The 21,032-nt window shown below is 60.5% G+C and carries 20 protein-coding genes; 6 read left to right on the forward strand and 14 right to left on the reverse strand.

Translation table 11 applies throughout. From position 1 onward, the window contains the following. Position 1: 1 nt before the first annotated feature. From AC0IXS_RS02085 to AC0IXS_RS02110, 6 genes are all read right to left on the reverse strand, one after another. Positions 2-1,318: a type II and III secretion system protein family protein gene (locus tag AC0IXS_RS02085; protein ID WP_057409661.1), complete on the reverse strand. Its 1,317-nt coding sequence runs from the start codon at positions 1,316-1,318 to the stop codon at positions 2-4. Then, positions 1,315-3,459 (reverse strand): type III secretion system export apparatus subunit SctV, encoded by a 2,145-nt coding sequence (gene sctV, locus AC0IXS_RS02090; RefSeq protein ID WP_471823612.1) that lies wholly within the window; start codon positions 3,457-3,459, stop codon positions 1,315-1,317. The genes AC0IXS_RS02085 and sctV overlap by 4 nt, the downstream gene beginning before the upstream one ends. Continuing rightward, entirely contained in the window at positions 3,456-3,794 is a 339-nt protein-coding gene (sctY, locus tag AC0IXS_RS02095) for a type III secretion apparatus assembly chaperone SctY (RefSeq protein ID WP_025994035.1), read from the reverse strand. The genes sctV and sctY overlap by 4 nt, the downstream gene beginning before the upstream one ends. Then, the gene (locus AC0IXS_RS02100) at positions 3,791-4,150 is read right to left on the reverse strand and encodes a hypothetical protein (RefSeq protein ID WP_057409663.1); all 360 of its coding nucleotides are present in this window, start codon (positions 4,148-4,150) and stop codon (positions 3,791-3,793) included. The genes sctY and AC0IXS_RS02100 overlap by 4 nt, the downstream gene beginning before the upstream one ends. Next, entirely contained in the window at positions 4,147-5,112 is a 966-nt protein-coding gene (locus AC0IXS_RS02105; protein WP_122669349.1) for a SctD/MshK family protein, read from the reverse strand. Before AC0IXS_RS02105 ends, AC0IXS_RS02100 begins: the two co-directional genes overlap by 4 nt. Positions 5,113-5,234: 122 nt before the next feature. Continuing rightward, complete coding sequence (locus tag AC0IXS_RS02110) at positions 5,235-5,396, reverse strand: hypothetical protein (protein ID WP_003377029.1); 162 nt, start codon at positions 5,394-5,396, stop codon at positions 5,235-5,237. 600 nt (positions 5,397-5,996) lie between these two features. On the opposite strand from AC0IXS_RS02110, the gene AC0IXS_RS02115 reads away from it, so the two are divergent. Then, the gene (locus tag AC0IXS_RS02115) at positions 5,997-9,476 is read left to right on the forward strand and encodes a hypothetical protein (RefSeq protein ID WP_191957881.1); all 3,480 of its coding nucleotides are present in this window, start codon (positions 5,997-5,999) and stop codon (positions 9,474-9,476) included. Positions 9,477-9,537: 61 nt separating this feature from the next. Here AC0IXS_RS02115 and AC0IXS_RS02120 read toward each other — a convergent pair whose 3' ends face one another. Then, a complete protein-coding gene (locus AC0IXS_RS02120; RefSeq protein ID WP_057409666.1) occupies positions 9,538-9,963 on the reverse strand; it encodes a VOC family protein in 426 nt (141 codons plus the stop codon). 134 nt (positions 9,964-10,097) lie between these two features. Between AC0IXS_RS02120 and AC0IXS_RS02125 the strand changes: the two genes are divergently transcribed. After that, a complete protein-coding gene (locus AC0IXS_RS02125; protein WP_057409667.1) occupies positions 10,098-10,970 on the forward strand; it encodes a LysR family transcriptional regulator in 873 nt (290 codons plus the stop codon). A gap of 92 nt (positions 10,971-11,062) precedes the next feature. Beyond that, complete coding sequence (locus AC0IXS_RS02130) at positions 11,063-11,305, forward strand: hypothetical protein (protein WP_057409668.1); 243 nt, start codon at positions 11,063-11,065, stop codon at positions 11,303-11,305. Between the two features lie 656 nt (positions 11,306-11,961). Here AC0IXS_RS02130 and AC0IXS_RS02135 read toward each other — a convergent pair. From AC0IXS_RS02135 to AC0IXS_RS02160, 6 genes are all read right to left on the reverse strand, one after another. Continuing rightward, on the reverse strand, positions 11,962-12,684 hold the full coding sequence (locus AC0IXS_RS02135; protein WP_057408799.1) for a DUF72 domain-containing protein: 723 nt from the start codon (positions 12,682-12,684) through the stop codon (positions 11,962-11,964). Next, positions 12,681-13,112 carry an HhH-GDP family DNA glycosylase gene (locus AC0IXS_RS02140; protein ID WP_057408798.1) on the reverse strand — a complete coding sequence of 144 codons (432 nt, stop codon included), beginning with the start codon at positions 13,110-13,112 and terminating at the stop codon, positions 12,681-12,683. Before AC0IXS_RS02140 ends, AC0IXS_RS02135 begins: the two co-directional genes overlap by 4 nt. Before the next feature lie 5 nt (positions 13,113-13,117). Beyond that, positions 13,118-13,267 carry a hypothetical protein gene (locus AC0IXS_RS02145; RefSeq protein ID WP_004886349.1) on the reverse strand — a complete coding sequence of 50 codons (150 nt, stop codon included), beginning with the start codon at positions 13,265-13,267 and terminating at the stop codon, positions 13,118-13,120. Between the two features lie 139 nt (positions 13,268-13,406). After that, entirely contained in the window at positions 13,407-14,276 is an 870-nt protein-coding gene (locus AC0IXS_RS02150; protein ID WP_122669346.1) for a CAP domain-containing protein, read from the reverse strand. Positions 14,277-14,400: 124 nt separating this feature from the next. Then, positions 14,401-14,643, reverse strand: a complete 243-nt coding sequence (locus tag AC0IXS_RS02155) for a hypothetical protein (protein ID WP_004886345.1) — start codon at positions 14,641-14,643, stop codon at positions 14,401-14,403. Between the two features lie 57 nt (positions 14,644-14,700). Further along, complete coding sequence (locus AC0IXS_RS02160; RefSeq protein ID WP_240045216.1) at positions 14,701-15,246, reverse strand: hypothetical protein; 546 nt, start codon at positions 15,244-15,246, stop codon at positions 14,701-14,703. 209 nt (positions 15,247-15,455) lie between these two features. Here AC0IXS_RS02160 and AC0IXS_RS02165 point away from each other — a divergent pair, with 209 nt between their 5' ends. The 3 genes from AC0IXS_RS02165 (at position 15,456) to AC0IXS_RS02175 (ending at position 17,960) form a co-directional block, all read left to right on the forward strand. Further along, positions 15,456-15,632, forward strand: coding sequence for a hypothetical protein (locus AC0IXS_RS02165; protein WP_155516676.1), 177 nt, complete (start codon positions 15,456-15,458; stop codon positions 15,630-15,632). Between the two features lie 45 nt (positions 15,633-15,677). Then, positions 15,678-16,541 (forward strand): MBL fold metallo-hydrolase, encoded by an 864-nt coding sequence (locus AC0IXS_RS02170; protein WP_137202005.1) that lies wholly within the window; start codon positions 15,678-15,680, stop codon positions 16,539-16,541. Positions 16,542-16,643: 102 nt separating this feature from the next. Next, complete coding sequence (locus AC0IXS_RS02175; protein WP_191954273.1) at positions 16,644-17,960, forward strand: APC family permease; 1,317 nt, start codon at positions 16,644-16,646, stop codon at positions 17,958-17,960. Here AC0IXS_RS02175 and AC0IXS_RS02180 read toward each other — a convergent pair. Next, a complete protein-coding gene (locus AC0IXS_RS02180; protein ID WP_032652107.1) occupies positions 17,950-21,030 on the reverse strand; it encodes an efflux RND transporter permease subunit in 3,081 nt (1,026 codons plus the stop codon). The genes AC0IXS_RS02175 and AC0IXS_RS02180 overlap by 11 nt on opposite strands. Between the last annotated feature and the right edge of the window lie 2 nt (positions 21,031-21,032).

The raw sequence follows: 21,032 nt of genomic DNA on the forward strand, positions 1-21,032 counted from the left end.
TTCAGTTCATGTAGAAGCCGAATGCGCCACCGGTGCGCGGGCTGGCGGATGCCGTGGCGGCCGCGCGCTGTCTGTCCAGCGGCGTGGCCACTACGCGGTCCTTGACCGGCTCGACGAGGTACGGCGTGATCAGAATCACCAGCTCGGTTTCGTTGCGCTGGAACCGTTTGGAGCGAAACAGATTGCCGAGAATCGGCATGTCGCCGAGCATCGGCACCTTGTCCATGTCCTGACTGCTTTCACGCTGGAACAGCCCGGCAATGGCGAAGGTCTGACCGCTGCCGACTTCCACCCGGGTGTCCGCACGACGTACGCGAAACGACGGCACTTGATAACCGTTGACGTCCAGCGTGGTGGTGCTCATCAGGCTGCTGACCTCCGGGCGCACCTGTAAGGCGATTCGCCCGTTCGGCAGCAGCGTCGGGCTGAACAGCAGTGACACGCCGTACGGCTTGTATTCGATCCCGACGACCTCGCGATTGACCGGTACCGGTACCGCCACCTCGCCACCGGCGAGAAAACTGGCGGTCTGTCCGGTCATCGCCGTAATGTTCGGTTCGGCCAGTACTTCGAGCACACCGTTGCTTTGCAACGCCTCCAGCATGGCGTCGATATTGACGTTGCCCGAGGCCAGTCCCGCGCTGATCACATTCGAGGCGCCGCCTGCCGCGCCGCTCGCCAGGCCGCCACCGGTCAGCAGACCAAAAGAGAACGTGCCGTTGTTGAACAGCGCGTTCCAGTTCACGCCGTAGCGCAGCAGTTCGGAGCGCGACACTTCAGCGAAACGCACCCGGATGTTGACCTGAGCAGAGCCCGCGTAGGTAGCGCTGTTGACCGTTGACTGAAAGTTCTGCCCTTCGGTGCTCAACAGCGCATTGAGGTCGGTGGCCTCGCCCACGTCCTGCACCGCGCCATCGGCCACCAGACGGTTGCCGGTGGCCTTGATACGCGTCTGGCTCTGCGGATGAAGCGCCTTGAGCGGCCGCGAGACGGCCGAGGTGCCGCTGTTGATCGACAGGCTCAGCGTGGCGGTCTCCTGCCCTTCAGCGTCCAGCGCAATCAGGCTGGTCTCCCCGGCCGCCTTGCCGAACACGTAGATCACACCGGGCGACACCACCTGCAGATCGGCAATCCCCGGTTCGGCGACCATCACCGAATCGACAGGCGCCGAAAAATGCAGAACCCGGCCTTCGCCGATTCCCAGATCGATAGTGCCTTTGGCACCTTTGCCGATGTTCTCGGCGCTGGCGTGGCTGCTCAGGAGCAATACGCCAAGGCCGAAGAAAAACGTACGCAGTGCAGCTACTGAACAAGTCATGAGGCAGTCGCCAGTGAAGAGACGGACCCGGCACCTGAGGCCGGGCGCGTATTGATATCGGTCAGGCTGAGGGTGCCGACCGCCTGAAGGTTGTATTCGCCCGCCAGCTCTCTGAAGGACAGCACGGCCAGCTGCAGCTCGCCGCGAACGATCATGCGGCGGATACCCCGACGCAGTTCGGGGTGCACCAGCAGCACGGTGGAATCGTTTTCCGGCAACAGGTCACACAAGCGGCGCAATTGCACGAGCAGGGTGCGGGCGATGTCGTCCGGGACCGAATCGCGCCCCTTGTCCAGGCGGCTAATAGCGGCACGCAACTGCTCTTCCAGCGCCGGGGCCAGTACGAACGCGCTGATCACCCGGTTACGGTCGGCGTACTGATGACTGATCTGCCGCGCCAGTCCGGCACGCAGGTGCTCGGTGAGCCGTCCGGCGTCGGATTCGCGGCTTCCCCACTCCACCATCGCTTCCAGCAAACCCCGGCGATTGCGGATGGAAACGCCTTCGGCGACCAGCAGACGCAGTGCTTCGGCCACGCGCTGCAACGGCAGGATGCGCAGCACCTCCTTGATCAGCTCACCGTATTTGCCCTCCAGTTGCTCCAGCATCACGCGGGTTTCCTGGATCCCCAGAAAGTCGGCGGCGTAACGGCGCAACGTGCGATCAAGAACCTCACGCAACACCTCGTCGGCAAACAGAAAGCCGATACCCGCTTCCTGCAACTGACTGGCGTGCTCGCGCTCCACCCAACGGCCGGAACGTTCACTGATCGGTGACGGCGCATCGCGAGGCTCGACAGCGAGCAACTGAGCGTGCACGGGGTCGTCCTGAAGCAGCAGCCATTGCCCGTCGAATTCGCCTTCGCAGACGGGTACGCCTTCCAGTTCGACCTGAAAACGGTCGGCGGACATCGAGCGATCCAGGTACACCTCAGGCACTGGCACATCGATGCCAAGGTCGGCGCGAATCTCGTGGCACAGCGCTTCGATCCGCTGCCGCAGCGGCTGCAATGGCGCTACCTGAGCCAGACCGTCTCCGACGCTCAGCAGCACTCGACTGTCCAGCGGACGTTCGAACGTTTCCAGTACATCCGGGGCGTCCGGCTCCATGGCCAGTTCATCGTCCGGCAGGTCGATCGCGGGCACGGAAGCGCCGGTTCTGGCGCGACGCCAGAGCACCACCGCACTGCCGCCCAGCACCGCCGCCAGTGCGACGAACACCAGCAACGGGAACCCCGGCAACAGTCCGACACCCAGCAGGATAAGGGCCGTCAGCCCCAGCGCACGGTGACTGGCGCCCAGCTGCCGGACGATTTCCGTTCCCAGGTCGCGCTCCTCGCCATCACTGTTGACCCGCGTGACCACCGTACCGGCAGCCACCGAAATCAGCAGCGCCGGAATCTGCGCAATCAGGCCGTCGCCGACGGTCAGCAACGAATAGGTGTGAGCAGCTTCGGCAAACGGCATTCCGCGCTCGACCATACCGATCATCATCCCGCCCAGCAGGTTGACGAACAGGATCACCAGCCCCGCGATGGCGTCGCCCTTGACGAACTTCATGGCACCGTCCATGGCCCCGAACATCTGGCTTTCGCGCTCCAGACGCGAGCGGCGACGGCGCGCCTCGGCCTGATCGATATCGCCGTTGCGCAAATCGTTGTCGATGCTCATCTGCTTGCCGGGCATGGCGTCCAGGGTGAAACGTGCGGCCACTTCGGCCACCCGCTCGGCACCTTTGGTGATGACCACGAACTGCGCCACAGTGATGATCAGAAACACCACCAGCCCGACCACCACCTGACCTGCGATCACGAAATCACCGAAGGCCTTGACGATATGACCGGCGTTGCCGTCCAGCAGAATCAGACGCGTCGTGGTGATCGACAGGGACAGCCGAAACAACGTGCTGAGCAGAATCAGCGGCGGCAGCGCCGAAAACTCCACGGAATGATTGATGTAGAAGGCGACGATCAGGATCAGCAGGCTCAGGGCGATGTTCACGCCGATCAGCGCATCGACCAGATAGGTCGGCAGCGGAATGATCATCATGGCGATGGCCATCAGCATGAACGCGACGATGATCACGTCGGTGCGCTTGGATGCGATCTGTGCCAGCAGGTTGAGACGATTCATAAACGTCATTGCTCATCCCTCCGCGCGCTCAGGTAGCGTCTGAAGCATTGGCGGGCTTCGTCCTTGCTGCCGGCTTTCCACAAGGCGCGGCTGCGCAACAACAGCAAGGCAGCGCTCTCGCCCTGATAGCTCACCAGACGATCCAGCGCTGCCAACGCCCGGCTGGTATCGCCACTGTCAGTGAAGGCCAGCACCAGGCTGTGCAGTAGACCGGTGTCGGCCGGGGCCAGCTGGATAGCAATCAACAGCATCACCAGCGCCCGTTGCGGTTGACCGCAGCGACGATAAAGATCGCCAAGCCCCTTGAGCAGCTCGACGCAGTCACGATCCTGACTCGCGCTCATGGCTGCACCTGCGCGCGTTGCTGTTCCAATAGCAGACGAATATTGATCTCCTCACGAATCACGTCTTCGGCCAGCGCCCGGATATCCGGCTCGGCGTCCAGAGCAGGCAAGACTTCGTCCAGCAGATAACGCAGGGTCTGGAGCGAGCGTACGGTGCCGAACAGCTCGGTGCTGGCAGCAGCGGCCTGATCGGTCTGCTCCAGCTCGCCACGCAGCGAGCGGCGAACCTTTCTTTCGCGCTGGTCGAGCAATGCTTCGAAACGCGGCGCCTGGCGTGGCGACACCGGAGCGACGCGTTCAACGGCCGGCAGCGGCTCGCCAGGGGATGGAAGTACGGGGCGCAGGTCGACTTTCATAACGTAAACACAAACCTTTCCTGGCCGCGCACCAGACGCACCTGATCATCGGCGATGCCTTCCAGGGTCCAGTTGTCCTGCAGCGCTGCGCCGGGATAGACACGCTTGCCGTGCTCATCGATCACGTAAGGGTCCGGACCGAACCAGACCGCTTGAAAACGTACGCGGGGCTTGGTCACCGAAGCTGCAAGCTGCACTTTAGGGGTCAGTACGATGTGTTGGCCGAACTGGCTGTCGAATGCGCGCTGGACCTGCAGCCAGTCACTTTTCTGTTCCGGGGAATAGGTGCCTTCCACACCGAGCTGTCCGCCAGGTCCTGTGCCGTTGTGGCTGACAAGGTGCAACTGTTGAAGGCCAGCGTCTTTCAACGCCTGCTCAAGCCAGCCTTGCGCCTGAGCGAGCGTCGGGGCCGGAGCGGCTGCGGGCAACTGTTTCTGGCGGGTGCCTGCTGCACGCATGGCATCTTCGCGTGGAGCGTGCAGCGCAAACGCGGTAGCGCATATCAGCAACAGTGTCAACGCAGCGAAGAGCGCCCAGACCCGAGGGGTGCGGGTGTTCGGAACATCGGAGACGACTGCTTGCAGTCGGTCTGCACGTAGACAAAGCCGGGCCTGACCCAGCTCCAGCTCCACTGGCAGGCGGACTCGCTGACCGGTGCCAGCAGTCAGAACAGCACGCAAACCGTTGGCATGAATGAACGCAACATCGCCGCCGCACGCTTCAATGGCCACCTGACCGCGATCCGCAGGGTCACGACCAAGAACCAGACGCACATGCTGTGCGGCGATATCGGTATCGCTCAGGATGAGGTCGGCAGGCGCGGCGCTGCCGATGCTGTAGCTCGGCTTGTCCAGGGCCAGCGAAACACCCTTGTGCAAACCTTGAAGAATTTCGAGCACACACATGCTCTGGCCGGGCGCCGCAGTATCGGGCGTCGACTTGAATGAAATCAGGGCTGTCATGATCGAGTCACCACCGTGTGATTTACCGGAAACGGCACGTCAGAGCCGGGTAAAACTGTCGATCGCAAGACTTTTCGTGAAGAGAAGATGCGGGCAGCGGCGAGGCTGCCCGCATGACAACGTCAGTTCTGCGGACGTTGCTTGGTCGCGTCCAGCTCTGCTTTTTTGGCAGTGGAGATTTCGGTGATCTTGGCCGATTTCTCGATAGCCATATCAAAGGTGGCGGACATTTTTTCGATCGCTGCGTCAGAGTTGCCGGAGCTTACGGGTGGAGTAGAACTCATGTTGTTTCTCCTTGCTTCGAGGGAAGTTGTACCTGCCGACAGGCAAGCCAAAAAAGCGATTACCGGACACTTTTGCGCATTGAACTGCGCGCTTCATAGTTGGCGATTACGCCACTAAACACGTTTGCTGTCCGACCCCACAAATACTACGCAGCGACTATTGGACTGTGCTGTGAAACGTTGTGAATTTGCGAAAACAGTCATAAACGAAAGATATCGGACAAGTAATATCAAAATGATACATATCAACAGCAATTATATTTTTCAGGACATTGAACTTTATATCAGACGTCGGCAGCTCAACGCGTGCCGCACAGAGACAGACGTGACGTGCCCCAGGGCGCTTTCAAGACCGTTGTGAAATGTTGTGAAAATGCACTTCGCAACCCTTATATGTCACGCAGCAATGTTAGTGTCATGCAAGTAACACCCTGCACTATCGCAATTGGCCGCGATTAAACCACGGCACAATTCAATGACCCGCTCACGCTCGCAAGTGTATGTCGCCCGAAAGGCCGAGACTGGCCTGCGCCTCTTGGCGAGACAACGCGCGGTCCGTTTCGAGACGAAGTCCAACCGTTACAACAGGAGTCATATGGTATGTCGACACCCTCGATAGGTCAGACACCCGGCCCTCTTCCCTCGGCAACGCCAGGCTTCAATGCCAAGGCCCGTTTCACACAGTTGCTGCAGACCAGTAACCGCAATGGCGCTCAGTACCGACCGGCAGGCGCCAACGATAAAGCGCCGGCGCTGACTGACTACACCTCCATTGAAAAGCCAGGCACGGTTGCGGCCGACACGGTGCGCTACGTCACACAGGATGGCGATCACGTGCTGGTCAGCAAATCCACGAGCCCGGCGCTTTACCAACAGGTGGTCGAAGACCAGCCGCGCGTGGCCGGTTTCAAGGCCAGCGTCGAGGCTGGCTACGTGCTGGCCAACGCTGACGCGGCGGCACCCGAAACGCTGAGCGGCTATTCACGTATCGGTCCGCCGGACGAAAGCGGGCCGGGCCTCATTCGTTATGAGGCCGCCGATGGCAGCAAGGTCATCGTGTCGCAGCAGCAGAGCCCTGAACTGTTCAAACAGGTAGCGTCTGATTTCAAGGCGCTGTCTGGCGTGGGCAGCAGCCAGCGTGAAGGCTATCGCGTGGCAGGAGCGGATGAGAAACCACCCGAAAAACTGGGTGACTTCGCCGTGGTCGGGCCGGTGGATGAAGTCGGTCCCGGAGTCATGCGCTACGTGGACCGCGAAGGCAACAAGATCGTCGTGGCGGAGCGTGACAACCCTGAGCTGTACAAGGCCGCGAAGGACGCATTCACGAGCCTGACCGGTTTGAGCAAGAGCGAAGGCGAAGGCTATCGCAGGGCGGGTGACAACGAAGTGTGGCCGCCCGTTTTCGGCACCACGGTCGGCCCGCTGGACGAAGCGGGTCCAGGCACCATCCGTTACGAACACAATGGCGAAAAGGTCGTGGTGGCGCGGGACGATAACCCGAAACTGTTCGAGTACCTGTCAGCCTTGCGAACCGTCGTGTCCGATCCGGAGAAAAGGAAGGCACTGGAAACGGCCGTCAACGAGGGGCAAATTCTGGCCGACGGTAATACCCCGATCCCGAAACTGGGCGACATCACCGAGTTCAACTGGGTCACCGGCCAGGAAGGCAGCCAGATAAGCTACAAGAATCAGGCGGGTGAGCGAATCGTCGTCTCCGAAGCCCTGACGCCCGAGCTGTTCGAAAAGGTCAGCACACTTAACGATGCCTGGGCGAAGATTCACAGCAGTGAAGCGGAAGGTTACAAACTGGCCGGCCCGAACGACTTCCTGATGAACAAAGACATTGTCATTGGCTCGCCGGACGAACTAGGCGATGGCCTGATCCGGTTCGCCAACGGTGATGACAAGTTCATCGTGTCCAAGGATCAAAGTCCGCAGCTGTATGACGATGTCGTTGCGAAATGGAACGAGCTGGGTACAGGCAATATCGATGAGACGCGCACCCGCCACAACCTGCCTCCCGCTGCCGAACTGGATCTCATGGGCCAGAAAACCGGGGTCAAGGCTGACAAGGACGATGAAAACTCTCCCGAACTGAACGTGGGCGAACTGGCCACCAAAGAGCTGCTGGATCAGTACCGTGAAGGCGTCAAGAACGGGGAAATCCCCAAGGACGATCCACGCGCCAAGCTGGTGAGGGCCATCGAAGCACAGGCCGCCTACGACAACGGCCGTGGCCTGACCGGCTATGAAGAAGCCCAGGGCGCCTTTGGTGGTACATGGCGGGAGTTCGACAGCAAGCAGACTCAGCTGAGTTCGGCGGACATGCACGACATCATCGATGGCGGCAAGCTGCAGGAACAGCTGACGACGCTGTTCTCTGATCCAACCGTGCAGCAGGACTATCAGACCAAGATGACCGACGCGCTGGGCAAGGTGCCCGACAAGGACGCCATCAAGCAAAAGCTGATCGACCTGACGGCCAATCCCGATTACGTGCTGTACCTCAAGGACCTCAAGGCGCAGGGCCTTGGGCAGGAAGCCCAGAAAGACCTGAGCGACACCCTGTCATCGCTGGCACTGGTCGACCCTGAGGCAGCGAGCAAGGCGGCGCAGTCGATCCAGGCCGATGGCCTCACCAGTGATCTCAATGACCTGGTTGCCGACCCGTCGAAGATCAGTGACGAAAACAACGCGTTGGCCACCAAGGACCTGTTCGGCCTGCTCAAGGGCGAGCTGAAGGGCATTCTGGTCGACCTGCCCCGCCACCTGCAGCCCACGTTCGAGAAGTTCATCCAGGAAGGCGTCGTCGGCAACGCCAAGACCGAGGACATCGCCAAGGCGCTCAAGGAAGTCGGCAAGGCTTACCAAGAAAAAGGCTCGGTGAGCGAAGCCGACATCAAGACCGCCCTGTCCAAGCCCTACATCCCGGTGGCGGATCGCGGCAAACTGGGTGAAATCTTCAACACCCTCAACAGTAAAGGCGTGATGGGCTCGGTGGCTGCGGGCGTGTCACTGTTTTCGGCCATTTATCAAATGGTGGGTCAAGGTGGAAAACTGGGCGAAACGCCTCTCCAGCGTCTGAGCATTGCCAAGGACTTCATCAGTTTTGCCGGCGGCGCGAGCCATTTCGTCAAACTGGCCGACAAGGTGGGTGACCTGATGGGCAAAGGCGGCCTGGTCGACCTGCTGGGTCTGGACAAGACCGTTCCGGAAATCTGGGGCAAGTCGGACATGAAGCCGCCCAAGGTCGAAGTCAGCCCCAGTGGCCTGAGTGCCGAGCGGCTCGCCGAGATCCGTACTGCGCTGGACATCCCTGACAACCAGCGCATGGACCTCATCGGCGACCTGACCGGCAATGCGCAGGCCGAGCACAAGGCAATGGAGGGTATTTCCCAGCGTCTGGACAGCGAGGTCAAACTCAAGCCCGGTGTCTCGGCCAAGATTGCGGGCTCGGTGGTGAAAGTATTGGGGCCGGCAACTGACCTGGCGGGCGGTTTTGCCGACATCGTACTCGGTGCCTTCACCATCAAGGACGGGGTCAAGTCCGGTGACAAGCTGGCTCAGGCCGCGGGAGGCTTGCAGATCGCGGGCGGTGCATTCGGCGCGTCTGCCGGGGTGCTGGGTACCGCAGCGCTGGTCGGCGCGGGTGGAGCAGCCGCTACCGCGCTGGCCGGGCCGTTCTTTCTGGTCGGGGTGGTCATCGCTGTGGTGGGCGGGATCATCGGGTACTTCGTCGACCACAACAAGAAGCAGAAAGCGTCCGAGAAAGAAAACGACTGGTATCGGGATCTGGCCGCCGATGGCCTGTTGCAGGCCGACTGGGGCGACAAGGTGGAATACGCGCATTACTCGATTCACCATTATCGCGAACGCGAAGCGCCTGAAGACGACAGCCTCTTCCGTTTCCAGCGCGCCGAGTGGGAGCACTTCGACGAAACGCCGCAGAAAAAGGGTTCATCCAGCAACCGACTGGATGAAACGCTGCACGTGGACTACGGCGAACCGCACAAGTCCCCGGATACCCAGCAACGTGACGACCTGAGAAACGCGCCACGCTGGAGTGGCTCGAAGGTCTGATCAGCCTTTCAGCCATGGTTACAACCAGAAAGCCGCTTCCCTGAAAGCGGCTTTCTGCCCTTCACTTGGCGAACAGCTGACTCATGTCCTTGAACGCCTTGAACTCCAGCGCATTGCCGCACGGATCGAACAGGAACATGGTGGCCTGCTCGCCGACCTGCCCTTTGAAGCGGATGTAAGGTTCGATCACGAACTGCGTCCCCAGCGACCTCAGGCGTCCGGCCAGCGCTTCCCACTGTGCCCAGTGCAGGATGATGCCGAAATGCGGAACCGGCACATCGTGACCGTCCACCGCATTGCTGTGAACGTGTTCCTGCGAAGACGTCTTCGGGTGTTCGTGGATCACCAATTGGTGCCCGTAGAAATCGAAGTCGACCCACTGCTCGCTGGAACGACCTTCAGCCAGGCCGAACACTTCGCCGTAAAAACTGCGCGCGGCAGCCAGGTCATAAACAGGTATCGCCAGATGAAAAGGTGAAAGGCTCATTGCAGGCTCCGGGGTCAGGTCTGTTGGGCGGGACGTCGGCGCGTCCTTCTTGATAACGCCGCGTCAATCATATGCGCGAGGACTCAACACTAAAATCAATATATATTTCTCGAATACACAAAAGAGATTTATCAATGATTCGCGAGCTCAAGACCCTGGTAGCCGTTGCACAGGCTGGCACCTTTGCTGCGGCAGGCAACCGAATCGGGCTGACCCAGGCGGCCGTCAGCGCGCAGATGCAGCGTCTGGAAGCCGAACTGGGCTTTGCACTGTTCGAACGCAAGGGTCGTTCGGCACAGTTGAACCGAATGGGGCATCAGACCCTGCTGCAGGCGCAGGAGCTGATTCGGCTCTACCACAATCTGGGCTCGTCTCCTGCCGGTCAGCCCGCCGTACTGCACCTCACCATCGGTGCCATCGCCTCCATGCAGTGCTCATTACTGCCGGACGCACTCGCGACCTTTCATCGCTCATGGCCGCAGTGCCGGACGCGAGTGATTCCGGGTGTTTCCATGAACCTGGTCAATCAGGTGGATGCCGGCGAAATCGATCTGGCGGCGATTATCCGACCGCCCTTCTCGCTGCAAAGCGATCTGCGCTGGACCAGCCTTGCGCAGGAACCCTACCGCCTGATCGTGCCTGCCGAGATACCGGGCGATGACTGGCTGCAATTGCTCTCCTCACAACCCCTGATTCGCTATGACCGCTCTTCGTTTGGCGGCCGGCAGGTGGACCGTTTCCTGCGCCAGATGCCGTTCAGCGTCCGGGAAGTCTGCGAGCTGGATGAACTGGAAGCCATCATCAAACTGGTCGCCCGTGGCCTGGGCGTGGCGCTGATACCGCAGACGGCCAGCCACCATCCCTGGCCTGAAGGCATCCGGGCGCTGGACCTTGGCGAGCAGACCTTTCACCGAGACGTGGGCCTGGTGCACCGCGACCGGCCAAGCCTGACTGAACCGACTATTACCCTGATCGACCTGCTGCATCGACCTTCTACGGCTCAGTGACTGACAGCTGTCAGGCAGATCACAGTGAAAAAGATCGAACTCGCCGTTTCGTCGTCCTCTCCAAGAAAGACAGCCATCAGCGAGGAGCCCACATGAGTAATGACCACGCAAGACCTCAGGACAAGGCGTCAGAAGACAAACCCTACACCCCTACCGTCGACCAGTCCGGCGAACCTGTCGAGGTCGTGCGCAAGGACATTGACAATCAGGACTCACCTGCCGAAGGCGTCGACAAGATCATCACCCCGACCTCCAACCGCGAAAAGGAGCAGGACGCCGAGACCCTCAAGGAAAAGAACCGCGAGGTAGAAGACAAACTTGCAGGGCGGGAGTGAGGGGCGCAAACGTGACTTGAAACATGCGGCTGGCTCACTGCCCCGCAGTCTGTGCCATTTGTGACGCAGAGCGTCACGGGCGGCATGCCCACGCGGAGCGCTCATCGTTATATACAAGTCATCTGGCTATCCAGTGAGGCAGCAGCATTGATGTGCTTTTGTAGCGCGGTAGCATGAACACCGCAGATCGCGACGCGGGTGAAGGCTGAGTCCTGGCGCTGATTCGGGGGGCAATCGGCATGGATGCCGATTGAGCCGCACTGGGCCATGGATGGCCCATTTGCGGCGACCCCCGAATCAGTGTCAGGACGAAGGAACCCCGGCGAAGCCGGGGCCGGAACCGGAGCAAAAGGCTTTGCTTACTTTGGCCTCTCAAAGTAAGTCGCCGAGGGGCGAAAAGGTGACTGAAGCCATGCGCTCGGCTCACTGAGTCCGCAGTCTGTGCCATTTGTGACGCGGAGCGTCACGGGATGCATGCCCACGCAGAGCGTTGGGCACGATCAGTGTTGAGGCTGACTTTGTGTATAACGAGGAGCGCCGAGCATGGGAACGATCACTGTTTGTCGGCTCCACCATGATCGTTCCCACGCTCTGCGTGGGAATGCCGCTCAGGACGCTCTGCGTCCCGACGTACGTAAAAGAAGCACGCTGGCAAATCAGCCCACGAGCTGCTCTTGCAGCACTAACGCATCCCCCACCGCCGCACCGCTGGCGGTGTTGTCGAACAGACACCAGGTCTCTGCGCCCTCCTGCTCGGATCGGCGTAACTGCTCGGCAATCGTGGCCAGGCGATCTGCTCCATACGCGCTGTAGTAGATCTGCGGCGAGCCGTGCAACCGCCAATAGCGCACACCTTCCCAGCCCGCTGGAACGTCACCACCTGACACGGGTGACGGATCGGCGGCAACCTGCCCGATACGTTTCTCGACCAGCAGCGGCTGTGCCTGCAGCCAGGAATCGTGGCGCGGCTCGAGCACAGCATGCCCGGCATAGCACTCACGCAGTAACGCAAAAAAGCGTTGCGCGATATCGGCGTCATAGCGAAACGACGGAGGCAGCTGAATCAACAGGCAACCCAGCTTGTCACCCAGTTGCGTGCACTGCTCGAGAAACCCCCTCAACAGGCTTTCGCAATCATGCAGACGCAATTCATGACTGATGATCCTGGGCAGCTTCACGGAAAAGCGAAAGCCTTCAGGCACCGACTCGGCCCAGCGCGCATAGGTCTCCGGACGATGAGGACGATAGAACGAGCTGTTGATCTCCACCGCATTGAAGCGTGCCGCATAACGCTGCAGATGGGTGCCCTCATCAGGAAATACGGGCCAGTATTGACGCGCCAGGCTCCAGCCCGCGCAGCCGATAAGGAACGCGCTCAATACAGCACCCTGCCAGCCTCGCGCATGAAGATCTCCACGGTCTTGGGGCCGACACCCTCAAACGCCAACAGGCGCTTCTCGAAATCCGCCCTGCCATCACTGGCTTCGTGAAGATTGAGAAGCTTGCCGCCGTATTCCTCGTTCAGCTTGCTGGCCAGCGCCAGCAGCCGTTCGGCAGTGGATTCGTCATAGCGCACGTAATGCGCCTGCCCCAGCATGCCGACCAGTTCACGATGCGTGCAGCTTGCCAGCTTGCGGGGCGTGTCACGACCCTTGTGCTCGACGATCACCCGGTAGGCTTCGCAGGCAATTTGGGCCTGAATCCTTTTGCCCATCAGAAAGCTGGCGACCAGCCACTTGAACAGGGACTTCTCCTTGTCCACGCTGAAGTCGATCTGCAGGTCTGAGGCGGTCACGGACTGGCTCATGGGGATTACTTGCTCTGCTCGGACTTGCCCTGCTGCATCTGTACCGAGGACTTGCTGCCGTCGGTGTTGTTCTTGGTCTCGTTACCCGAATTGTCGAAGCAGCCGTGCAGGGCCAACAGACAGAAAAAACCTAGGCAGATCGCTGGCTTGCTCATGTGAATACTCCTGATCATTTCATTGCATTGAAAGGCTGCGGCGATCGAAACGTCGCGCCTTCCCTTGCAGACAGTCAGGCCGCACGCAGGGTTTGTTCAGTCTGTTCGACTGCACGACCAACGGTCGTGAAGCCAGGCATCAAGGCCCACCGAACAGCATCGTCCAGTAAACACCATAATCGGTCTGTGGGCCGGTCGCATACGCCACGCCCACCTCGGTGAACATTGGATTCATGAGGTTCGCGCAATGTCCGGGGCTTGCCAGCCAACTGGCCATGGCCTTGCCTGGCGTGCTCTGACCTGCCGCGATGTTCTCGCCAATCTGTCGGCCGCTGTAACCTGCCGCACGCGCCCGGTCAGCGGGTGAGTCGCCATCGAAACCGCGATGCTGAAAATAGTTTTCGCTGGCCATCGACTGGCTGTGGCCCTGGGCAGCAAGTTCCAGCGTTGCATTCCAGACCACAGGCTGCGCCGCTGCAAACGGCCGTTTGCCGCACACACGGGGCTTGGACCGCGCTTCATTGATCTGTGCGAGCAGCAGTTGGCCCGACGAGCGAGTGTCACTCAGCTTGCTGTCGATCAAAGGACGGGCCAGCACGATGCGCCAATCGTTTCGTTCACGAATGATGCCGATATCCGCGTACTGAGCATCCAGCAAGGCGCCGCAGTACCGCGCCTTGAGCATGCCGAACGCCTCGTTGGCGTCCTGCGCGCCTGCAAGACGGATGGTGCGTACGGTCACTGCCTGGTAGCCCGCGGCCTTGAGCGCATCGCGGGAACTGCCGTTGAAGACGATGGGCAGCGTGACGCTATCGTTCAGCCCCAATGGACGAGCCGCCCTGGGGGTTCGCGCCTCACAGCGCTGTGGCTGCGCACGGTAGGCATTGATGCTCTGGACCAACTGCTGCCCGTCGCTGGCCATGGCAGGCACAGCAAGCAAGGACGCGAACGAGATCAGGCAAAGTCGGACACGCCATGGAAAACGGAGGTGCTTGCGCATGATGGGCATGGTCTCTGGGGAAGGAAATAGCCATAAAAGGCAGGGACTGCCCAACGGACTGCTGCCTCTTTTTTCAGGGCCCGAATAGGACTGTGCAACTGACACATGGTTCATGGCAGCACAGCGCCACATCTTAGAGTTTTCCGATTTCCCCGGTGGCCTCGCCCAGACTTGCCAGTGTCTGTTCGATATCCAGCACAGCGTGATCCAGCTTGACGAACGACTGCTGCAACGCCTCCAGATCATCGACCGTCTGATGCCCGCGCAAATGCGCCACCCGCTCCAGCTCGCTGCGCTCAAGGCCTCGAATGTCGTCTCGCAATCGCTCAAGCGTTACCCAGACAGCATCAAACCGCTCATGACGTTCATGCTTCACTTTCAACTCCCTTCATCGGCAAAGGTTTCAGGTTCGCGGCTCACAGCGCGCAAAAATTCAGAGCGTGGATCCGGGATGCCATCCCAGCTGACGCATGATAATCCGACGATAGGGCGTGTCGATCTGCTCGGGAACCTGCTCGATGTAGTCGCGCGCATGCTTTAGCGTTTCACCAGTCAGACCCGAAAGGTACGCCACCGCATCCTCAACCGACGGGACGCGGCCTTCAATGCCGTCGAACCGGGGCGGCAATGCCGTCCAGATGACGGCGTCGATCCGCCGCTCCCACGCCCATTCCATCAAAGCCCCGACCGGCTTGCGTGAAGCCAGCAGACTGGCAGTAGCGCCTTCCCGCTCTGCCGGGATCTGCTCACGCTCACGCAACGCCGCGCAGGCCTCCTCGACGCTCGACACCGCCAACAGCGCCCAACACACTTTAACGGGCGGCGCGTTCAGGCAAATGGCGGTAGACAGCTCTCCCCCATCTGCAACCCGCGAAAACTCGATCGGCAGCGCGGGACCGTCCGCGTACCACTCACCCGCCAACGGAAGCGCGCCCGGCTCCCACATCAACGACCCCCAGCCAAGGCATGCAATATTCAACGTCCAGCCTCCACAGATTCATCCGGATACCGCAACTGTGACAACGCGCCCGACCAATACTCCCTTGCATGACCAACGTTTCACTTCATGAAACCGCCTGTCAGGGCCGAAGATCATCGCTTTGAATTTCCGGTTCGAATCAAGATCATTTTTCAGACACGCACCGGCCAGACCGAAGCGGTGTCGACTTTCAGCCATGGGAGCCCTGAATGAAGGAATTGATCACAACGGTCACTGAGGGAAAACGGGACACAAAGCCTTCTCTGACGGGCGATATCGCCAGCAGGCTGAAGCAGGTTTTGAAGGTAATCATCCGCGAGCTTCGTCCGGAAGCTCCGCGCAGGCGCTTGCTCGAACGCTGCCGCAAGCGGCGGGACGAAGAGTGAGGCGCAAATCATGAACAGCGTATCTCGAATTGAGAGGAGGCGGCCGTGCGCATCCATCATCTGAACTGCGGTTGCATGTGCCCTCTCGGCGGGGTGCTGTTCGACGGCTTCAGCCGAGGACTGACCGCGCGACTGGTCTGTCACTGTCTGCTGATCGAAACCGACAACGACGGACTGGTGCTGGTGGATACCGGTTTCGGAACCGAGGATATGGAGCAGCCTTCAAGGCGTTTAAGCCGGTTCTTTCGCTACTTCAACAATATTCAGCTGGAGCAGCGCTATACCGCGTTGCACCAGATCCGGCAGCTGGGTTTTCGTGCCGAGGATGTTCGCCATATCGTGCTGACTCATCTTGATTTCGATCACGCTGGCGGTCTGCATGATTTTCCGCAGGCCAGCGTACATGTCATGCGTGACGAAATGTCCGCAGCCAGCAACGCCGCAGGCTGGCGCGATTCGCGCAGATTTCGCGCTCGGCAATGGCAAAGGGTGAACGACTGGAAGCTGTATGACACTGACGGCGACCGCTGGAATGGTTTTGGTGCTGTACGCACGCTGCTGGGTACGGGCGATGACGACATTCTTCTGGTTCCGCTGCGGGGCCATACCCTTGGGCACGCAGGCATTGCCGTTCGCACGCCCGAGGGCTGGGTACTGCATGCAGGCGACGCGTATTTCTACCGTGGCGAAATCGGTTCAGCCGACCGCAGCTGCACGCCGGGACTGCGCTTTTACCAACGCATGATGGACACCGATCACAAGGAGCGCGTCGCCAATCAGATGCGGTTGCGCAACCTGTCGCTTTCAGCGGGACGCGACCTGCGCATCTTTTGCAGTCACGACGCCGTCGAGCTTCAGCAGGCCATTGATCATTCATCTGCGCAACGCTCCAGAGCAGACGCAGGCTGAGACGTTGCCTCTGATCGGTGCACATGGCAGAAAGTCAGAACCAACTGTCACTGCAATGCTCTGAAACTGATACGCCGCAGCCCCCGAAAGGAATCACTCCCCATGGCCAGTCACGAAAAAGCGTCACTACGACGCGCGATCACCGCTCCGATGCTGATGCTGTTCATCCTTGGCGATGTGCTCGGCGCTGGCGTCTACGCGCTGGCAGGCACCATCGCCGGACGCGTGGGTGGAGCCATCTGGGCGCCCTTGCTGATCGCGCTGTGTTTTGCCCTGCTGACGGCAGCGTCCTATGCCGAACTGGTCACCAAGTACCCGCGTGCGGGCGGCGCTGCGGTGTATGCCGAAAAAGCCTTTGGCAAACCCCTGCTGTCCTTTCTCGTGGGCTTCTCGATGATCGCGGCAGGCGTCACCAGCGCAGCGGGACTGGCCGTTGCGTTCGCCGGTGACTACCTGCAAGCGCTGATCAGCGTGCCACCGCAATGGGTCTGTGTCGGGTTTCTGGTTATCGTCGGACTGTTGAATGCGCGAGGCATCAAGGAATCGCTGGGGGCCAATCTGCTGATGACCACCATCGAGCTGAGCGGACTGGTCATGGTGATCGCGGCTGCAGCCTGGTTCGTCGGCCAGGGCCAGGGCGTTCCGCAACGGGTGTTCGAACTGGACACGGCCTCCCCTGCGACGGCCATTCTGGCGGCATCGCTGCTGGCGTTCTATTCCTTTGTCGGCTTCGAAACCTCCGCCAACCTGGCTGAGGAAATCAAGGATGTACGCAAGGTCTATCCCCGCGCTCTGTTCGGAGCATTGCTGATTGCCGGTGCTGTGTATGTGCTGGTGGGCGTGGGCGCGGCCATGGTGTTGCCGGTCGATCAGTTAAAGGATTCGCAGGCGCCGCTGCTGGACGTGGTGAAGGCGTCGGGCCTGGGGATTCCATCACCCTGGTTTGCCTTGATCGCACTGATCGCGGTCGCCAATGGCGCGCTGTTGACAATGATCATGGCAAGCCGCCTGACCTTCGGCATGGCGCGCGAAGGACTGCTGCCTACGATTCTGGGCAGTGTGCTGCCGCATCGACGCACACCCGGCGTGGCCATTCTGGTCACCACTCTGGTTGCCATCGCGCTGTCGTTCACCAGCACCCTGACCACGCTCGCCGAAACGGTGGTGCTGCTGTTGCTGTTCGTATTCCTCAGCGTCAATGTGGCCGTGCTCGTGCTCAAGCGCGACAAGGTCGAGCCTGCCCACTTTCAGGTTCACTGGGTGATTCCCGTCCTTGGGATACTGTCCTGTCTATTGCTGTTGACTCAGCAAGGGCCGGAAACCTGGCTGCGGGCCGGGGTCATGCTTGTGGTCGGTGCGGTGTTGTACGGCCTGACTCGGCTGGGCAGGCCGCAGGCGGTTTCACACATCAGTGAATAGACTCGCCATGGTGAGCGGCTCCGCGGCTGAACCAGCGGTGCAGCAAGCGCTCCAGATCATCGATGTAAGTGAATGCGACAGGCACCACCAGCAGACTCAAGGCGGTAGACGTCATCAACCCGCCAATCACCGCAATGGCCATGGGCTGTCGGAAACTCGCGTCAGCCCCCAGTCCCAAGGCAATCGGCATCATCCCCGCGATCATCGCAAGGGTGGTCATGATGATCGGGCGAACGCGCTTGTGGCAGGCATTGATCAGGGCATCTGCCACTGAAAGGCCCTGCTTCCTGATGCCCATCACCGAATACTCGACCAGCAGAATCGAATTTTTGGTGACGATCCCCATCAGCATCACCAGACCGATCAGGGACGGGAGGCTCAACATGCCCCGGGTGAGCAGCAAAGCGACAAAGGCTCCACCTACCGACAGTGGAATGGCGAAAAGAATGGTCAACGGCTGGAAGAAGTCGCTGAACAGCAGCACCAGCACCACGTAGACGCAAACCAGACCAATAATGATGGCCATGCCGAAGCCTTCCATCAATTCGGCCATGATCTCTGCATCGCCTGTTTCAATCAGCCTGACGCTGGACGGCATGGACTGGATCGCTGGCAGGGATCGGGCAATGGCCAGTGCCTGGCCGAGCGGCATGTGCCCCAGATCGGCGCTGACATTGGCATAGCGCCGTCGGTCATACCGGTCGATCTGGGTCGGGCCACTTTCTACGCTCAGTTGCGCGACGCTCGATAAGGGAACCAGCCCGTCCCGACCACGCACCCGGAGACCGGCAATGGTTTCCAGGTCCTGCCGCGCGGCTTGTGGAATACGCACCTGTATCGAGATCTGACGGTTATCCAGGTTCAGCTTGGCCATCTGCGAATCGAAGTCACCATTGGTCGCAATGCGCACCGTCTCACCGATGGTCGCGGTGGTGACGCCGCGCTCGGCTGCCTGCCGGGCATCCGGGCGAACCACGATTTCCGGACGCTCCAGACTCGCGGTCGACGTAATGTTCGCCAGGCCGGGTACATCCCGCAACTCACGTTCCAGCGCCTGGGCGGTCGCTTTGAGCGCTGCCGGGTCATCACTGGAGAGGATCAACGCCATCTTCTCGCCAAGACCGCCGCTGCCCAACGAGAACCGTGCACCCGGGACCCCATGCAAGACCCCGCGTATGCGGTTTTCGATATCGGTCTGACCGGCGCGCGTACCACGGTCAGAAAGCACAAGAGTCATGGTCGCGCGACGCAATTCAGCCGCCTGAGTTTGTCCATGCCCGGCAGACTGAGCTACCCCCACCGTACTGAACACATGCTCGATACCCGGAATGTCCTTGATGACGCGACTCACCGCCTCGACCGTCGATCGGGTAGCCTCCAGACTGCTGCCCGGAGGCAGTTCCACATTGATGTTGCTATATCCCTTGTCGGACGCCGGAATCAAGCCTGTCTCCAGAAGCGGGACCATCGCTATCGAAGCGACGAACACCAGCAGGGTAGCCCCCAGGGTCAGGCCACGATGTTTCAGGCACCAGCGCACCGCGCCCAGGTAGCGCGTCATCAGCGCTCCATCCGCCGGTTCCTGCTTGTCGGGATGTGTCTTGAGCAGATAGGCCGCCATCATCGGCGTGAGTATTCGCGCTACCAGGAGCGAGGACAGCACCGCGACCACCGCGGTCCAGCCGAACTGCTTGAAGAAAAGACCGGGAACGCCGCTCATCATGGCAGTAGGCAGGAACACCACCACCAGGGTCATGGTGGTCGCCATGACAGCCAGGGCAATTTCCGTCACGGCGTCACCTGCGGCCTGCTTGATGGGTTTACCCATGCGACTGTGCCGTTCGATGTTCTCGATCTCGACGATGGCATCGTCCACCAGAATGCCGACGATGACCGCCAGTGCGAGCAGCGTCAGGGTATTGAGCGAGTAACCGAGCCAGTTCATGACCAGAAACGTCGGCAGCACCGACAAGGGCAATGCCGAGGCGGAGATGAGCGTGGCTCGCCAGTCGCGCAGAAACCACCAGACCACCAGAACCGCCAGCAAGGCGCCCTCGTACAGCATGTGCATCGAGCCCTCGTATTGCTCGTGCGTGTAGTCGACGGTTCCCGACACCTTGGTAAAGGAAAGCGTCGGGTCAGCGGCGTGCAATTGATCGAGCGCACTGATCACGCCAGCGGCGACGCGGGTCTCATCGAACCCCTTGGCGCGGAACAAGCGGAAACCGACCACCGGCTTGCCATCGAGCGTCGCGATCTGGGTACGATCGGCATAGGTATCCTTCACCACTGCCACCTGATCCAGATTGACGCGTCGGCCGTTGCCCAGCACCACTGGCAAGCGGTTCAGTTCAGCGGCTTGCCTGACCGTGGCGATGGTCCTTACCGCCTGCTCGGCGTTGCCCATCTGCCCTCGCCCGCCGGATGATTCCTGTTCGACGTTTTTCAAGGCGCGCGAGACTTCCGCAGCGGTAGCGCCCTGTGCGGCGAGGCTCGATGGATCGACTTCCACCAGTACCTGACGCTGCACGCCCCCGACCCGCTCGAACTTACCGATGCCCGGCACGCCAAGTATCGTCTTGTTGATGGTGTCATCCACAAACCAGGAAAGCGCTTCCTCATCCATCTTTGTCGAGGCTACCGCGTACAACAGGGTCGCGTCGTCACCGCCGACCCGGACCGCGCTGATGGAGGGCTGCTCCAGATCGGTGGGCAGGTCGGACCTGACGCGGTCTACTGCATCCTTGGTCTCGATCAGCGCATCGGAAAGTTGCTTTTCCAGAATGAACTCGACATTGATGGTAACCAGTCCGTCCACAATGGACGTGGTGATGTGCTTGATACCGGACAGCGTAGCCAGCGAGTTCTCCACCTTGCGCGCCACTTCGGTTTCCAGTTGTGCAGGAGCCGCGCCCGGCTGGGTCAGCGTGATGACCACGGTGGGCAGATCGACATCCGGCATGTTGGCGATGGGCAAGGCGCGAAAGCCCATGACGCCAGCCAGGGAAAGCAGAATGAAAAGCAGGATGGAAGGAATAGGGTTGCGGATCGACCAGGTAGCAAAATTCATCA

The organism is Pseudomonas sp. AC016, from assembly GCF_979253365.1.

Coding starts and splice junctions, on each gene's coding strand:
- AC0IXS_RS02110 (WP_003377029.1), bottom strand. CDS start 5,396: ATGAGTTCTACTCCACCCGTAAGCTCCGGCAACTCTGACGCAGCGATC.
- AC0IXS_RS02120 (WP_057409666.1), bottom strand. CDS start 9,963: ATGAGCCTTTCACCTTTTCATCTGGCGATACCTGTTTATGACCTGGCT.
- AC0IXS_RS02115 (WP_191957881.1), top strand. CDS start 5,997: ATGTCGACACCCTCGATAGGTCAGACACCCGGCCCTCTTCCCTCGGCA.
- AC0IXS_RS02165 (WP_155516676.1), top strand. CDS start 15,456: ATGAAGGAATTGATCACAACGGTCACTGAGGGAAAACGGGACACAAAG.
- AC0IXS_RS02145 (WP_004886349.1), bottom strand. CDS start 13,267: ATGAGCAAGCCAGCGATCTGCCTAGGTTTTTTCTGTCTGTTGGCCCTG.
- AC0IXS_RS02175 (WP_191954273.1), top strand. CDS start 16,644: ATGGCCAGTCACGAAAAAGCGTCACTACGACGCGCGATCACCGCTCCG.
- AC0IXS_RS02105 (WP_122669349.1), bottom strand. CDS start 5,112: ATGACAGCCCTGATTTCATTCAAGTCGACGCCCGATACTGCGGCGCCC.
- AC0IXS_RS02180 (WP_032652107.1), bottom strand. CDS start 21,030: ATGAATTTTGCTACCTGGTCGATCCGCAACCCTATTCCTTCCATCCTG.
- AC0IXS_RS02140 (WP_057408798.1), bottom strand. CDS start 13,112: ATGAGCCAGTCCGTGACCGCCTCAGACCTGCAGATCGACTTCAGCGTG.
- AC0IXS_RS02085 (WP_057409661.1), bottom strand. CDS start 1,318: ATGACTTGTTCAGTAGCTGCACTGCGTACGTTTTTCTTCGGCCTTGGC.
- AC0IXS_RS02130 (WP_057409668.1), top strand. CDS start 11,063: ATGAGTAATGACCACGCAAGACCTCAGGACAAGGCGTCAGAAGACAAA.
- AC0IXS_RS02150 (WP_122669346.1), bottom strand. CDS start 14,276: ATGCCCATCATGCGCAAGCACCTCCGTTTTCCATGGCGTGTCCGACTT.
- AC0IXS_RS02125 (WP_057409667.1), top strand. CDS start 10,098: ATGATTCGCGAGCTCAAGACCCTGGTAGCCGTTGCACAGGCTGGCACC.
- AC0IXS_RS02100 (WP_057409663.1), bottom strand. CDS start 4,150: ATGAAAGTCGACCTGCGCCCCGTACTTCCATCCCCTGGCGAGCCGCTG.
- sctY (WP_025994035.1), bottom strand. CDS start 3,794: ATGAGCGCGAGTCAGGATCGTGACTGCGTCGAGCTGCTCAAGGGGCTT.
- sctV (WP_471823612.1), bottom strand. CDS start 3,459: ATGACGTTTATGAATCGTCTCAACCTGCTGGCACAGATCGCATCCAAG.